Raw genomic sequence first — 13,714 nt, forward strand, 5'->3', positions numbered from 1 at the left:
CGAACGGCCTGGACCCGCGCCAGCCTGAATTGGCAAAAAGGGGGCCTAGCCCCCTTTTTGCGTGCCAAGCCAGCGCTGTGCGCTAACGGCTCAGCCTTCTACGGCAGCGCTGGAAGCGTCTTCCTGGACGTACTCTTCAGTACCGCCAGCGACGTGATTGCGACCACGGATCACGGCATCAGCCATGGAGGTCATGTACAGCTCGATGGCGCGGATGGCGTCGTCGTTGCCTGGGATGACGTAGTCAACGCCCTCAGGGCTGCTGTTGGTATCGACGATGCCGATAACCGGGATGCCCAGCTTGTTGGCTTCGCTGATGGCAATGCGCTCGTGGTCAACGTCGATGACGAAGATCGCGTCAGGCAGGCCGCCCATGTCCTTGATACCACCGAGCGAGCGATCCAGTTTTTCCAGATCACGGGTGCGCATCAAGGCTTCTTTCTTGGTCAGCTTGGCGAAGGTGCCGTCTTCAGCCTGGGTTTCAAGCTCACGCAGGCGTTTGATCGACTGGCGGATGGTCTTGAAGTTGGTCAGCATGCCGCCCAACCAGCGGTGGTCGACGTACGGCGAGCCGCAACGAGCAGCCTGCTCGGCAACCAGTTTGCCAGCGGAACGCTTGGTGCCGACGAACAGGATTTTGTTCTTGCCCTGGGCCAGGCGCTCTACGAACGACAGGGCGTCGTTGAACAGCGGCAGGGTTTTTTCCAGGTTGATGATGTGGATCTTGTTGCGCGCGCCGAAAATGTACTTGCCCATTTTCGGGTTCCAGTAACGGGTCTGGTGGCCGAAGTGCACACCGGCCTTCAGCATATCGCGCATGTTGACTTGGGACATGATAGTTCCTTGAATAAGTCGGGTTAGGCCTCCACATACCCCAATGAACCAACCAGTGGCGTTAAGCCAAAGGCACCCAGGTCATCGTGCCGGTATGTGTGTGGGTTTAGGCTCTCGTGGGGGCACCCCCGCGGAGCGGCGCACTTTATACCACAAGCTGGCGGCGGAGGAAACCGCCAGCTGTGCCGCGCCCTGCCATTTTGCGCCTTTGGCAAAATCGCGCAACAATGCCGCCATCGCACCTCTATATAAGGCCGCGGCCGCCCCACGGCGCGCGCCGGGGCATTCGCCTCTGGTAGAATCGCCGCATCGAACACCTGCGCACCCGCGTGAAGAGAGCCAGTTAATGACCGTTACCATCAAAACCCCCGAGGACATCGAGAAAATGCGCATCGCCGGCCGCCTGGCCGCCGAGGTGCTCGAGATGATCGAACCGTACATCAAGCCGGGTGTGACGACCGACGAACTCAACACCCTCTGCCACGACTACATCGTCAACGAGCAGAAGGCGATCCCGGCGCCCCTGAACTACAAGGGCTTCCCCAAGTCGATCTGCACCTCGCTGAACCATGTGGTGTGCCACGGCATCCCCAACGACAAGCCGCTCAAGGAAGGCGACGTGATGAACGTCGACATCACCGTGATCAAGGACGGCTACCACGGCGACACCAGCCGCATGTTCCACGTGGGCAAGGTCGCCGAATGGGCCGAGCGGCTGTCGAAGGTCACCCAGGAATGCATGTACCTGGGCATCGAAGCGGTCAAGCCGGGCGCGCGCCTGGGCGACATCGGCGAGGTGATCCAGAAGCACGCTGAAAAGAACGGCTTCTCGGTGGTGCGCGAATACTGCGGCCACGGCATCGGCAAGGTGTTCCACGAAGAGCCCCAGGTGCTGCACTACGGCCGCGCCGGCACCGGCATCGAGCTCAAGGAAGGGATGATTTTCACCATCGAGCCGATGATCAACCAGGGCCGCGCCGAAACTCGGCTGCTCGGCGATGGCTGGACGGCCATCACCAAGGACCGCAAGCTGTCCGCGCAGTGGGAGCACACCATCCTGGTGACCGCCCACGGCTATGAAATCCTCACGTTGCGTGGCGACGACACCCTGCCCCGCAGCAACTGACGTTCTGAGCGAGAGAAACCCATTCGATGCCGCAGGTGGATCCGGAGTTGTTCGATCGTGGCCAGTTCCAGGCGGAACTGGCACTTAAATCGAGTCCTATCGCCGCTTTCAAGAAGGCCATTCGCCAGGCCCGCGAGGTGCTCGACGCCCGCTTCGAAAGCGGGCGCGACATCCGCCGGCTGGTCGAAGACCGCGCCTGGTTCGTCGATAACCTGCTGCAGCAGGCCTGGGGCCAGTTCGAATGGAGCGAAGACGCCGACATCGCCCTGGTCGCGGTCGGTGGCTACGGCCGCGGCGAGCTGCACCCGTTCTCCGACATCGACCTGCTGATCCTCCTCGAAAGCGCCGACCACGAAGTGTTCCGCGATTCGATCGAGCGGTTTCTCACGCTGCTGTGGGACATCGGCCTGGAGGTGGGGCAAAGCGTGCGCTCGGTGCAGGAATGCGCCGACGAGGCCCGCGCCGACCTCACGGTGATCACCAACCTGATGGAATGCCGCACCATTGCCGGCCCCGACCGCCTGCGCAAGGACATGATCGAGGCCACCGGCACCGCGCACATGTGGTCCAGCCCTGAGTTCTTCCTGGCCAAGCGCGCCGAGCAGAAGGCCCGCCACCACAAGTACAACGACACCGAGTACAACCTCGAGCCCAACGTGAAGGGCGGCCCCGGAGGGCTGCGCGACATCCAGACCATCCTCTGGGTCGCGCGCCGGCAGTTCGGCACCCTCAGCCTGCATGCGCTGGCCACCCAGGGGTTTCTGGTCGAGAGCGAGATCAACCTGTTGGCCTCTTCCCAGGAGTTTCTCTGGAAGGTGCGCTACGCCCTGCACATGCTCGCCGGCCGCGCCGAAGACCGCCTGCTGTTCGACCATCAGCGCACCATCGCGCAGTGGCTGGGCTACAAGGACAACGACGCCAAGCTCGCCATCGAGCGCTTCATGCAGAAGTACTACCGGGTGGTGATGAGCATCGCCGAGCTCAGCGACCTGATCATCCAGCACTTCGAAGAAGTGATCCTCGCCGACGCCGAGGGCCAGCAGGCCACGCCGATCAACTCGCGCTTCCAGTTGCTCGACGGCTACATCGAAGCGACCCACCCCAACGTGTTCAAGCGCACCCCGTTCGCCATGCTCGAGGTGTTCGTGCTGATGGCGCAGAACCCCGAGATCAAGGGCGTGCGCGCCGACACCATCCGGCTGATCCGCGAACACCGGCACCTGATCGACGACGCCTTCCGCAACGACATCCGCAACACCAGCCTGTTCGTCGAGCTGTTCAAGTGCGAAACCGGCATCCACCGCAACCTGCGGCGGATGAACCGCTACGGCATCCTCGGCCGCTACCTGCCGGAGTTCGGCCATATCGTCGGGCAGATGCAGCACGACCTGTTTCACATCTATACGGTCGATGCCCACACGCTGAACCTGATCAAGCACCTGCGCAAGCTGCAGTACACGCCGGTGTCGGAGAAATTCCCGCTGGCCAGCAAGCTGATGGGCAAGCTGCCCAAGCCCGAGCTGATCTACATGGCCGGCCTTTACCACGACATCGGCAAGGGCCGTGGCGGCGACCACTCCGAGCTCGGCGCCATCGACGCCGAGGCCTTCGGCACGCGCCACCAGTTACCGCTGTGGGACACCCGGCTGATCGTCTGGCTGGTGCAGCACCACCTGGTGATGTCGACCACCGCCCAGCGCAAAGACCTCTCCGACCCGCAGGTGATCCACGATTTCGCCCAGTTCGTCGGCGACCAGACCCACCTCGACTACCTCTACGTGCTCACCGTGGCCGACATCAACGCCACCAACCCGAGCCTGTGGAACTCCTGGCGGGCCAGCCTGTTGCGCCAGCTGTACACCGAAACCAAGCTCGCGCTGCGCCGCGGCCTGGAAAACCCGGTCGACCGCGAAGGGCAGATCCGCCACACCCAGCATGCCGCCCTCGACACCCTCGTACGCGGCGGGGTAGACCCAGACGAAGTCGAGCACCTGTGGTCGCAACTGGGCGATGACTACTTCCTGCGCCACACCGCCGGCGACGTGGCCTGGCACACCGACGCGATCCTGCAGCAGCCACCGGGCGGCTCGCCGCTGGTGCTGATCAAGGAAACCACCCAGCGCGAGTTCGAGGGCGGCACGCAGATCTTCATCTACGCGCCCGACCAGCACGACTTCTTCGCCGTGACCGTGGCGGCGATGGACCAACTGAACCTGAACATCCACGACGCGCGGATCATCACCTCCAGCAGCCAGTTCACGCTGGACACCTACATCGTGCTCGACAACGACGGCGGCTCGATTGGTGACCAGCCCGAGCGCGTGGAGCAGATTCGCCTAGGGCTGACCGAAGCCCTGCGCAACCCCGACGACTACCCGACCATCATCCAGCGCCGGGTACCGCGCCAGCTCAAGCACTTCGCCTTCGCCCCGCGGGTAAGCATCCACAACGATGCCCAGCGCCCGGTGACCGTGCTCGAACTGGCCGCCCCCGACCGCCCTGGCTTGCTGGCGCGGGTGGGCAAGATTTTCCTGGACTTCGACCTCTCGCTGCAGAACGCCAAGATCGCCACCCTCGGCGAGCGGGTCGAAGACGTGTTCTTCATCACCGATGCGGCCAACCAGCCGCTCTCCGACCCGTTGCTGTGCGCGCGCCTGCAAGAAGCGATCGTCGAGCAACTGTCGGTCGAGCGCCCCGACCTCACCCGTATCAGTATCTGACCTGCGACCCTGCCATGAATGACGCCCTGAACCAGCTGCAACCCTACCCGTTCGAGAAACTGCGCAAGCTGCTGGCCGGCGCCGAGCACAGTGGCGGGCTGCGCCACATCGCCCTGTCGATCGGCGAGCCCAAGCATGCCTCGCCGGAATTCGTCGCCCAGGCGCTGCGCGACAACCTCGCGCAAATGGCCGTGTACCCCACCACTGCCGGCCTGCCGGCGCTGCGCGAGGCGATTGCCGGCTGGTGCGAGCGGCGCTTTGGTGTCGCCCCGGGCCTGCTTGACCCAGCCCGCCACGTGCTGCCGGTCAATGGCACCCGCGAGGCGCTGTTCTCGTTCGTGCAAACCGTGGTGCAGCGCGGCCGCGACGGCCTGGTGGTCAGCCCCAACCCGTTCTACCAAATCTACGAAGGCGCGGCCTTGCTGGCCGGCGCCGAGCCGTACTACCTGCCGTGCCTGGCCAGCCATGGCTTCAACCCGGATTTCGACGCCGTGCCGGCCGAGATCTGGCAGCGCTGCCAGGTGCTGTTCCTGTGCTCGCCGGGCAACCCCACCGGTGCACTGGTGCCGCTGGCCACCCTGAAAAAACTCATCGCGCTGGCCGACGAACACGGCTTCATCATTGCCTCCGACGAATGCTACAGCGAGCTGTACTTCGACGAAGCCAGCCCGCCGCCTGGCCTGCTGACCGCCTGCGCCGAACTGGGCCGCGATGACTTCAAGCGCTGCGTGGTATTCCACAGCCTGTCGAAGCGCTCGAACCTGCCGGGCCTGCGCTCGGGCTTCGTCGCCGGCGACGCGGACATTCTCAAGGGCTACCTGCTGTACCGCACCTACCACGGCTGCGCGATGCCGGTACAAACCCAACTGGCGAGCATCGCCGCCTGGAACGACGAACAGCACGTGCGTGAGAACCGCGACCTGTACCGCGCCAAGTTCGACGCGGTGCTCGACATCTTCAGCCCAGTGCTCGACGTGCAGCGGCCAGACGGCAGCTTTTACCTCTGGCCCAACGTGGGTGGTGACGACGCGCAATTTTGCCGCGAGCTGTTCCAGCAACAACACGTGACCGTGGTGCCGGGCTCTTACCTGTCACGCGACGTCCAGGGCGTGAACCCGGGCGCCGGCCGCGTGCGCATGGCGCTGGTGGCCTCGCTGGCCGAATGCGTCGAGGGCGCGCAGCGCATCCGGGCGTTCGTCAGCTAGCGTTGGCTTCGCGCAGGTCAAGCTCACCGAGCACCTCGCGCAGCACGTCGTCGCCAACCTCCCGGTCGCGGTGCATGGCGTACAGTTCAAGGCGCTGCGCCCGCAGCGCCATCACCCGCAAGCGGCGCTCCAGGGCGTCGGCCTGCTGCGCCAGGGCCTGGGCCTCGGCGGAATCCTCGAACACATCCAACTGGTGGCGGTAGTCGTTCATCACCCGCGCCTTGGCCTCGGCCGCCAACGCCGCCTGGGCGGCGTCCGCCTCGCTGGCCTGGCCTTCGGGCTGAGCGGCCTCCAGCGCCTTGATCGCCGCCTGGGCGGTGCGTTTCCAGGTGTTGCGCAGCTCCTGCCGGCGGCGCTCATCCTGCGGTAGCACTTGGCCGCGTAGCAACCACGGCAGGGCGATGCAGGCGGCGACTAGCGACATCAAGATCACCCCAGCAGCGATGAACAGCAGCACATCCCGCTCGGGAAACGCCTGCCCCGGCGCCAGCAGCAACGGCACCGACATCACCCCCGCCAGGGTCACCGCCCCGCGCACGCCACCGAGCGACAACAACCAGGCCGAACGCGCCGTGGGCACCTGGGCGATCGCATGCTGCCCGCGCCAGTGGCGGATGCGCGCCAGTACCCGCCAAGAGCCCTGCACCCAGGCAAAGCGCAGCACCACCAGCACCAGGAAGATCGCCAACACCTGGCCCAGGCGCACCGGCAACACCTCCCAGCCGCCCTCCCCGGCCCCGGCGGCGCGGATGATCGCGGGCAGTTGCAGGCCCAGCAGCAGGAAGATCAAGCCGTTGAAGGCGAACTCCAGCAACGACCACACGCTGCGGTTGAGTAGCCGCGTGCTGGTTTGCCGCGGCAACAGGTCGACCCAGCTTTGCATCATCCCCGCCGCCACCGCACCAAGAATGCCCGACACGCCGATGCGCTCGGCCAGCACATAGGTGGCGAACGGCAACAACAGCATGAACACCACGTGGGTGGCCGGGTCATCCCAGCCGCGGGCAATCATCCAACTGCGCCCGCGCCCCACCAGCCAACTGGCCGCCACCCCCAGCGCCAGGCCGCCGAGCGCCACCAGCAGGAACGACACGCTCGCCTCAGCCAGGGAAAAATAACCGGTCACCGCCGCGGCCAGGGCGAACTTGAAGGTCACCAAGCCCGAGGCGTCGTTCATCAGCGCCTCGCCCTGCAATACGTGCATCAACGGCGCCGGCAAGCGCTCGCCGGCAATCGCCGACACCGCGACGGCGTCGGTCGGCGACAACACCGCGGCCAGGGCGAACGCCACCGGCAGCGGGATGCTCGGGATCAACCAGTGGATGAAATACCCCGCCCCCACCACGGTGAACAGCACCAACCCCACCGCCAGGGTGAGGATCGGCGTGCGTAGCCGCCAGAACTCGCGCTTGGGCATCCGCCAGCCATCGGAGAACAACAGCGGTGGCAGGAACAGAAACAGGAACAGCTCTGGGTCAAGCGCCACATGCAGGCCCAGGCTCGGCCAGGCCAACCCGGCGCCGGCGGCGATCTGCACCAGCGGCAGGGGTAACGGCAGCAGCCGCGAGGCCAATTTGGAGGCGCTGACCAGCAGCAGCAGGATCAAAACGGTGTAGGCGGTTTGCATGGGTGGCGAGGGGCGCGCGTGAGGGTGTGGGGGAAGGATAACCCGAGGGTTGGGGGTGGGTGGGTGGGTGAAGGATGGTCGGCGGCGCATCGCCAGGCCGCGAAACAGGCGGTAACTCATCGGCAGTTGAGCATTCGAAATGCATACGGCAGGCTTGCCTTAACGAATAACGTTAAGCATTATGACCCATGATTCGCAGCTTTAGATGCGCTGAAACCCAGGCCTTGTTTACCCGCGGCAACGTTCGGCGCTGGACCGCCATTAAATCGGTAGCAGAGCGAAAGCTCGCGATGCTTGAAGCCGCGGCGCTGCTGCAGGATCTGCGCTCGCCACCCGGCAATCGCCTTGAGCGGCTCTATGGTGAGAGAGAGGGCCAACACAGCATACGGATCAACAACCAGTGGAGAATCTGCTTCCTGTGGACGGAGTTAGGTCCTGAACAGGTTGAAATTATCGACTATCACTGAGGTATATCATGTTCGATAACGGCATGCGGCCGGTTCACCCCGGCGAGGTACTGCGGGAGGAATACCAGCAGCCAATGGCGGTCAGTGCGGCAGCACTGGCTCGCGCGCTGGGCGTTTCAACGCCAACGGTGAATGACATTCTATTGGAGCGGCGTGGCGTTTCTGCCGATATGGCCCTGCGCCTGGCAGCGTGCTTGAACACCACACCTGAGTTCTGGCTCAACCTGCAACAAGCTTTTGACCTGCGCACCGCGGAAATCCGCAATGGCCGGGCGATCCGGGAAGGGGTTCAGCGGCTCGTTGCCTGCGCCTGAGCCCAGCCAAGGCCCGCGCAGGATCAGCACCAGGCACTCATCGCAGCGTATTGAGATTCAGCGCCATGCCAGTGCCCTTGAATGAGAGGCGTTGCAGCCGTGGCGCCGCCCGCCCCAATGCCGCATAATTCCCGGATCATTTTCCGGGAGAGATCGGGAGCGCGCTGGCCAGGCCAAGGCGCCCTCTGTACACCAATGGCTTACACCCTCTACGGCATCAAAGCCTGTGACACCATGAAAAAGGCCCGCACCTGGCTCGACGAGCACCAGGTTGCCTATGCCTTCCATGATTACAAAACCCAGGGCATCGACCGCGAGCACCTGGCACGGTGGTGTGCCGAGCACGGCTGGGAAACCGTCCTCAACCGCGCCGGCACCACCTTCCGCAAGCTGGCCGACGAGCAAAAGGCCGATCTCGACCAGGCCAAGGCCATCGAACTGATGCTGGCCCAACCGTCGATGATCAAGCGCCCGGTGCTCGACCTGGGCCAGCGCACCCTGATTGGCTTCAAGCCCGACAGCTACGCCGCGGCCGTCTAGCGCCCGGTGCCCCTACTGCAGAAATCGAGGTAAACCATGTCCAATTCCCTGTTCAGCCTGGCCTTCGGCGTCGGTACCCAAAACCGCCAGGGTACCTGGCTGGAAGTGTTCTACGCCCTGCCCCTGATCCAGCCGGCCCCCGCGCTGGTAGACGCCATCGCCCCGCTACTGGGCTATGAAGGCGGCAACCAGGCCATCACCTTCAGCACCACCCAGGCCACCCAACTGGCCGAAGCCCTGAAGGCGGTCGCCCCGGCCCAGGCCGCGCTGCTCACCCGCCTGGCCGAAAGCCACAAGCCGCTGGTCGCCACCCTGCTGGCCGAAGACGCCGCGCTGGCGTCCACGCCCGAGGCCTACCTCAAGCTGCACCTGCTGTCGCATCGCCTGGCCAAGCCGCACGGGCTGAACCTGGCGGGCATCTTCCCGCTGCTGCCGAACGTGGCCTGGACCAGCCAGGGCGCGGTCGACCTCGGCGAACTGGGTGAGCGCCAGCTCGAAGCACGCCTGAAGGGCGAACTGCTCGAAGTATTCAGCGTCGACAAGTTCCCGAAAATGACCGACTACGTGGTCCCGGCCGGTGTGCGCATCGCCGACAGCGCGCGGGTCCGCCTGGGCGCCTACATCGGCGAAGGCACCACCGTGATGCACGAAGGCTTCGTCAACTTCAACGGTGGCACCGAAGGCCCGGGCATGATCGAAGGCCGCGTGTCGGCTGGCGTGTTCGTCGGCAAAGGCTCTGACCTGGGTGGCGGTTGCTCGACCATGGGCACCCTGTCGGGTGGCGGCAACATCGTGATCAAGGTCGGCGAAGGCTGCCTGATCGGCGCCAACGCCGGTATCGGCATTCCGTTGGGCGACCGCAACACCGTGGAAGCGGGCCTGTACGTGACCGCCGGCACTAAAGTGCGCCTGCTCGACGACGCCAACCAACTGGTGCGCATCGTCAAGGCCCGCGAGCTGGCCGGCCAGCCAGACCTGCTGTTCCGCCGCAACTCCGAAACCGGTGCGGTGGAATGCAAAACCCACAAGTCGGCCATCGAGCTGAACGACGCACTGCACGCCCACAACTAAAGTGGGTAGATCGGCCGGGGCATCTCGCCCCGGCCGACCAGCAAGGGCACCGCACCCATGTTCCAAGCATCCCCCTGGCGTACGGATTTCCCCGCCATCGCCGCCCTCGCGCGGCAACAGCAAACCTACCTCGACAACGCCGCGACCACGCAAAAGCCGCAGGCGCTGATCGACGCGCTAGGTCACTATTACAGCCACGGCGCCGCCAACGTTCACCGTGCCCAGCACCTGCCCGGCGCCCTGGCGACCCAAGCGTTCGAGGCCTGCCGCGAAAAAGTCGCCGGCTGGCTGAACGCCCCCAGCCCCAACCAGATCCTCTTCAGCCATGGCGCCACCTCGGCGCTTAACCTGCTGGCCTATGGCCTGGAGCCCTTGTTCCAGGCGGGTGATCAGCTTGCCATCAGCGCGCTGGAGCACCACGCCAACCTGCTGCCCTGGCAGCAACTGGCCAAGCGCCGTGGCTTGGAGCTGGTGGTGTTGCCGATCACTGCCGCCGGGGTGGTCGACCTCGACCAGGCCCGCGAGTTGATTGGCCCGCGCACCCGCTTGCTGGCCGTAAGCCAGCTGTCCAACGTGTTCGGCACCGAGCAGCCGCTGCCGGCATTGCTCGCACTGGCCCGCGCCCAGGGTGCGCTGACGGTGGTCGACGGCGCCCAGGGCGTGGTCCATGGCCGCCATGACGTGCAAGCGCTGGGCTGCGACTTCTACGTGTTCTCCGGGCACAAGCTGTACGGCCCGGAAGGCGTGGGGGTGATCTACGGCCGCGGCGAGGCCTTGGGCCAACTGAGCCATTGGCAGTTCGGCGGTGAGATGGTCCACCAGGCGAGCTACCACAGCGCCAATTTCCACCCCGCGCCCCTGGGCTTCGAGGCCGGCACGCCGCCGATTGGCGCGGTGCTCGGCCTGGGCGCTACGCTCGACTACCTCGGCGGGCTTGCCGCCGACGCGGTCGCCGCCCATGAAAGCGCCCTGCACGCCCAGTTGCTGCGCGGCCTGCGCGACCGCGAGGGGGTGGTGCTGCTCGGCGAGCCGCAGCGGGCACTGGCCAGCTTCAACGTGCAAGGCGTGCACCCCGCGGACCTCGCCCACCTGCTCAGCGAGCAAGGGGTGGCGGTGCGTGCCGGGCACCACTGCGCCATGCCGCTGATGAACCACCTCGGGCAACCGGGGGCGATCCGCGTGTCGCTGGCGTTGTACAACGACAGCAGCGACCTGCAACGGCTGTTCGAAGCGCTCGACGGCGCCCTGGCGTTACTGCGATGAGCCTGCCCGCGCAAGCCAGCCAAGCGCTGGCCGAGTTCGGCGCCGCTAAGGGCTGGGAAGCCCGGGCGCGCCTGCTGATGCAATGGGGCGAGCGCCTCGAGCCACTACAGGAGGCCGAGAAAACCGATGCCCAGCGCGTGCATGGCTGCGAAAGCCAGGTGTGGCTGGTGGCCGAGCCGCGCGACGGGCGCTGGCATTTTCGCGCCAGCAGCGACGCCCGCCTGCTGCGCGGGCTGCTGGCGCTGCTGCTGGTGCGCAGCAACGGGCTGGCTCAAGCCGAGTTGGCCAAGCTCGACCTGCCAGGCTGGTTCCAGGCACTGGGCCTGGGCCGGCAGCTTTCACCCTCGCGCAGCAACGGCCTGAACGCGGTGCTCAAACGGATGGCTGAGCTGGCGGGCTAGCCTGCGCGCCGCGCTCGGCGGGCCGGCGGGCACCGGCCACGAGTTTGTCCACCGCCTTGCTCGCGGCGACCATGCCGAAGGTCGCGGTGACCATCATCACCGCGCCAAAGCCGCCAGCGCAGTCCAGCCGCACCCCTTCGCCGACGAAGCTCTTTGACAAGCACACCCCGCCGTCTGCCTTGGGGTAGCGCAGTTGCTCGGTGGAAAACACACAGGGCACGCTGTAGCTGCGCGCGGTGTTGCGGGAAAACCCGTAGTCACGCCGCAACAACGAGCGCACCCGCGAGGCCAGCGGGTCGTTGAAGGTGCGGTTGAGGTCGGCGACTTGGATCTGCGTCGGGTCGACCTGCCCACCGGCACCGCCGGTGGAGACGATCTGCACCTTGCGCCGCTTGCACCAGGCAATCAGCGCGGCCTTGGCCGCCACGCTGTCGATGCAGTCGAGTACGCAGTCGAGCTGGCCGGTGATGTACTCAGCCAGGTTGTCGCTGCTGATGAAGTCGGCCACCGGGTGCACCACGCAGGCGGGGTTGATCGCCCGCAGGCGCTCGGCCATCACCTCGACCTTGGGCCGCCCCACCTGGCCCTCCAGTGCATGGGCCTGGCGGTTGGTGTTGCTCACGCACACGTCGTCGAGGTCGAACAGGGTGATCTCGCCCACGCCGCTGCGCGCCAATGCCTCGGCCGCCCACGAGCCCACCCCGCCGATGCCGACCACTGCCACGTGGGCGGCCCGCAGGCGCTCCAGGCCCTGATGGCCATACAGCCGGGCAATACCGCCGAAGCGGGGATCATCAGGGGTCACGGGTACTGCCTCCGGTGAAAAATGTTCATGGCCCAAAAAATGCGCCGCGAGTATACCGGCCTTGAGCGGGTGAACGGCCACATGGCTGTCAGAATTATCGCGTACACTGCGGTACTTTTCCCGTGCCCGCCGTACCGGCCATGCTGCTCAACGACCCACTCACCCTTCTCTATATCGTCACGCCGTTCGGTTTGATGACCACGCTGGTGCTGTGCCTGTCTTACGTGGGCCACGGCCGCCACAGCGTGGCGCTGCACGGGTGGATTGCCGGCGACCTGGTGCTGGCCTGCTACCGAGTGGTGCCGATGCTGCAGCCCGGCCTGGTGCCAGAGCGCTGGGCGTGGCTGGGGCTGTTCACGCCCCAGGTGGCCTTTGTGCTGAATATCAGCCTGCTGCTGGTGGCGATCGGCGCCCACAGCGTCGCCCTCAACCACTTGGGCGGGCGCCGCGCCGGGCGGGCCTGGCACGCGGCGGTGCTGGTCGGGCCGGCGCTGGTGTTCGCCGGCGGCGCTGGCCTGCTGCTGCACAGCGGCTTGCTGGTGCCCTGGTTCACCGGCGTGCTGGCCGTGGCGATCGCCTATCAGTTGCGCATCACCTGGCCCTTGCAGCGGCATTACCGCGGCGCCTGGGGCCTGATCGCCGGGCATGTGGCGCTGATCGCCTTCCACGCCTGGAACACCCTGGCACTGACCCTGCAACCGCTGCCGCCGCTGGCCTTCGATGAGCCCGACCTGCCGTCGATGATGGCCATGGGCATGGACTTCATGGTGTCGTTCTTGTTCACCCTGAGCTTCGCGCTGATGCTGCAAGAACAACTGCGCCAGCAGATCGTGCAGCTGAGCATCACCGACAGCCTGACTGGCGCGCTCAACCGCCGGGGTGCCGGCGCCCAGCTCGACCAGCAATGGGCCCAGGCCTTGTTACAGCGCTACCCGATCAGCGTGGCGATGATCGACCTCGACCACTTCAAGCGCATCAACGACGAGCACGGCCACGCCTTTGGCGACGCGGCCCTGCAGCATTTTGCCGGCACCGTGCTGCGCCTGAAGCGCCACGGCGATGTTTTCGTGCGTTGGGGTGGCGAGGAGTTCTTGCTGGTGCTGCCCAACACCCGCACCGACCAGGCCAGCGCCCTGCTGGCGCGCGTGCGCGATGCGCTGGCCGAACCCAGCGGCTTGCCCTTCGGCATCCACTTCAGCGCCGGGGTGGCCGACAGCCGCGCCCTGTTGCCGGCGGCCAAGCTCGAAGCCTTGCTGGCGGTGGCCGACAAAGCCCTGTACCGCGCCAAGGCCGAGCGCGGGCGGGTAGAGGTGGTGTGTTGAGCCAGGGCCGCGGCGCTAG

General features: G+C 66.0%; 13 protein-coding genes. 10 read left to right on the forward strand and 3 right to left on the reverse strand.

Annotated features, from left to right (window positions below; all coding sequences use genetic code 11):
* Positions 1-90: 90 nt before the first annotated feature.
* Positions 91-834, reverse strand: a complete 744-nt coding sequence (gene rpsB, locus ACFZCE_RS11960; RefSeq protein ID WP_390939149.1) for a 30S ribosomal protein S2 — start codon at positions 832-834, stop codon at positions 91-93.
* 346 nt (positions 835-1,180) lie between these two features.
* On the opposite strand from rpsB, the gene map reads away from it, so the two are divergent.
* The 3 genes from map to dapC are packed head-to-tail and all read left to right on the forward strand — an operon-like array spanning position 1,181 to position 5,885.
* Positions 1,181-1,960 (forward strand): type I methionyl aminopeptidase, encoded by a 780-nt coding sequence (gene map, locus ACFZCE_RS11965; RefSeq protein ID WP_390939151.1) that lies wholly within the window; start codon positions 1,181-1,183, stop codon positions 1,958-1,960.
* A 26-nt stretch (positions 1,961-1,986) separates the two neighbouring features.
* Complete coding sequence (locus ACFZCE_RS11970; RefSeq protein WP_390939153.1) at positions 1,987-4,680, forward strand: [protein-PII] uridylyltransferase; 2,694 nt, start codon at positions 1,987-1,989, stop codon at positions 4,678-4,680.
* 14 nt (positions 4,681-4,694) lie between these two features.
* Positions 4,695-5,885: a succinyldiaminopimelate transaminase gene (gene dapC / locus ACFZCE_RS11975; RefSeq protein WP_390939154.1), complete on the forward strand. Its 1,191-nt coding sequence runs from the start codon at positions 4,695-4,697 to the stop codon at positions 5,883-5,885.
* Here the strand turns inward: dapC and ACFZCE_RS11980 are convergent.
* Entirely contained in the window at positions 5,878-7,512 is a 1,635-nt protein-coding gene (locus ACFZCE_RS11980; protein WP_390939156.1) for a Na+/H+ antiporter, read from the reverse strand. The genes dapC and ACFZCE_RS11980 overlap by 8 nt on opposite strands.
* A gap of 188 nt (positions 7,513-7,700) precedes the next feature.
* Here ACFZCE_RS11980 and ACFZCE_RS11985 point away from each other — a divergent pair, with 188 nt between their 5' ends.
* The 6 genes from ACFZCE_RS11985 (at position 7,701) to ACFZCE_RS12010 (ending at position 11,568) form a co-directional block, all read left to right on the forward strand.
* A complete protein-coding gene (locus ACFZCE_RS11985) occupies positions 7,701-7,979 on the forward strand; it encodes a type II toxin-antitoxin system RelE/ParE family toxin (protein WP_390939158.1) in 279 nt (92 codons plus the stop codon).
* Positions 7,980-7,987: 8 nt separating this feature from the next.
* Positions 7,988-8,293, forward strand: a complete 306-nt coding sequence (locus ACFZCE_RS11990) for a HigA family addiction module antitoxin (protein ID WP_390939160.1) — start codon at positions 7,988-7,990, stop codon at positions 8,291-8,293.
* A gap of 195 nt (positions 8,294-8,488) precedes the next feature.
* On the forward strand, positions 8,489-8,833 hold the full coding sequence (locus ACFZCE_RS11995) for an ArsC family reductase (protein ID WP_390939162.1): 345 nt from the start codon (positions 8,489-8,491) through the stop codon (positions 8,831-8,833).
* A gap of 36 nt (positions 8,834-8,869) precedes the next feature.
* Positions 8,870-9,904 (forward strand): 2,3,4,5-tetrahydropyridine-2,6-dicarboxylate N-succinyltransferase, encoded by a 1,035-nt coding sequence (gene dapD, locus ACFZCE_RS12000; protein ID WP_390939164.1) that lies wholly within the window; start codon positions 8,870-8,872, stop codon positions 9,902-9,904.
* Between the two features lie 57 nt (positions 9,905-9,961).
* On the forward strand, positions 9,962-11,167 hold the full coding sequence (locus ACFZCE_RS12005; RefSeq protein WP_390939166.1) for an aminotransferase class V-fold PLP-dependent enzyme: 1,206 nt from the start codon (positions 9,962-9,964) through the stop codon (positions 11,165-11,167).
* Positions 11,164-11,568 (forward strand): SufE family protein, encoded by a 405-nt coding sequence (locus ACFZCE_RS12010; RefSeq protein WP_390939168.1) that lies wholly within the window; start codon positions 11,164-11,166, stop codon positions 11,566-11,568. The genes ACFZCE_RS12005 and ACFZCE_RS12010 overlap by 4 nt, the downstream gene beginning before the upstream one ends.
* Here ACFZCE_RS12010 and tcdA read toward each other — a convergent pair.
* Positions 11,540-12,373, reverse strand: a complete 834-nt coding sequence (gene tcdA / locus ACFZCE_RS12015; RefSeq protein ID WP_390939170.1) for a tRNA cyclic N6-threonylcarbamoyladenosine(37) synthase TcdA — start codon at positions 12,371-12,373, stop codon at positions 11,540-11,542. The genes ACFZCE_RS12010 and tcdA overlap by 29 nt on opposite strands.
* Before the next feature lie 122 nt (positions 12,374-12,495).
* On the opposite strand from tcdA, the gene ACFZCE_RS12020 reads away from it, so the two are divergent.
* A complete protein-coding gene (locus tag ACFZCE_RS12020) occupies positions 12,496-13,695 on the forward strand; it encodes a diguanylate cyclase (RefSeq protein ID WP_390939172.1) in 1,200 nt (399 codons plus the stop codon).
* Positions 13,696-13,714: the final 19 nt, after the last annotated feature.

It is taken from the genome of Pseudomonas sp. NPDC007930 (genome assembly GCF_042958985.1).
Lineage (GTDB): Bacteria > Pseudomonadota > Gammaproteobacteria > Pseudomonadales > Pseudomonadaceae > Aquipseudomonas.

Coding starts and splice junctions, on each gene's coding strand:
- ACFZCE_RS11970 (WP_390939153.1), top strand. CDS start 1,987: ATGCCGCAGGTGGATCCGGAGTTGTTCGATCGTGGCCAGTTCCAGGCG.
- ACFZCE_RS11990 (WP_390939160.1), top strand. CDS start 7,988: ATGTTCGATAACGGCATGCGGCCGGTTCACCCCGGCGAGGTACTGCGG.
- ACFZCE_RS12010 (WP_390939168.1), top strand. CDS start 11,164: ATGAGCCTGCCCGCGCAAGCCAGCCAAGCGCTGGCCGAGTTCGGCGCC.
- map (WP_390939151.1), top strand. CDS start 1,181: ATGACCGTTACCATCAAAACCCCCGAGGACATCGAGAAAATGCGCATC.
- ACFZCE_RS11995 (WP_390939162.1), top strand. CDS start 8,489: ATGGCTTACACCCTCTACGGCATCAAAGCCTGTGACACCATGAAAAAG.
- ACFZCE_RS11985 (WP_390939158.1), top strand. CDS start 7,701: ATGATTCGCAGCTTTAGATGCGCTGAAACCCAGGCCTTGTTTACCCGC.
- dapD (WP_390939164.1), top strand. CDS start 8,870: ATGTCCAATTCCCTGTTCAGCCTGGCCTTCGGCGTCGGTACCCAAAAC.
- ACFZCE_RS11980 (WP_390939156.1), bottom strand. CDS start 7,512: ATGCAAACCGCCTACACCGTTTTGATCCTGCTGCTGCTGGTCAGCGCC.
- ACFZCE_RS12005 (WP_390939166.1), top strand. CDS start 9,962: ATGTTCCAAGCATCCCCCTGGCGTACGGATTTCCCCGCCATCGCCGCC.
- dapC (WP_390939154.1), top strand. CDS start 4,695: ATGAATGACGCCCTGAACCAGCTGCAACCCTACCCGTTCGAGAAACTG.
- rpsB (WP_390939149.1), bottom strand. CDS start 834: ATGTCCCAAGTCAACATGCGCGATATGCTGAAGGCCGGTGTGCACTTC.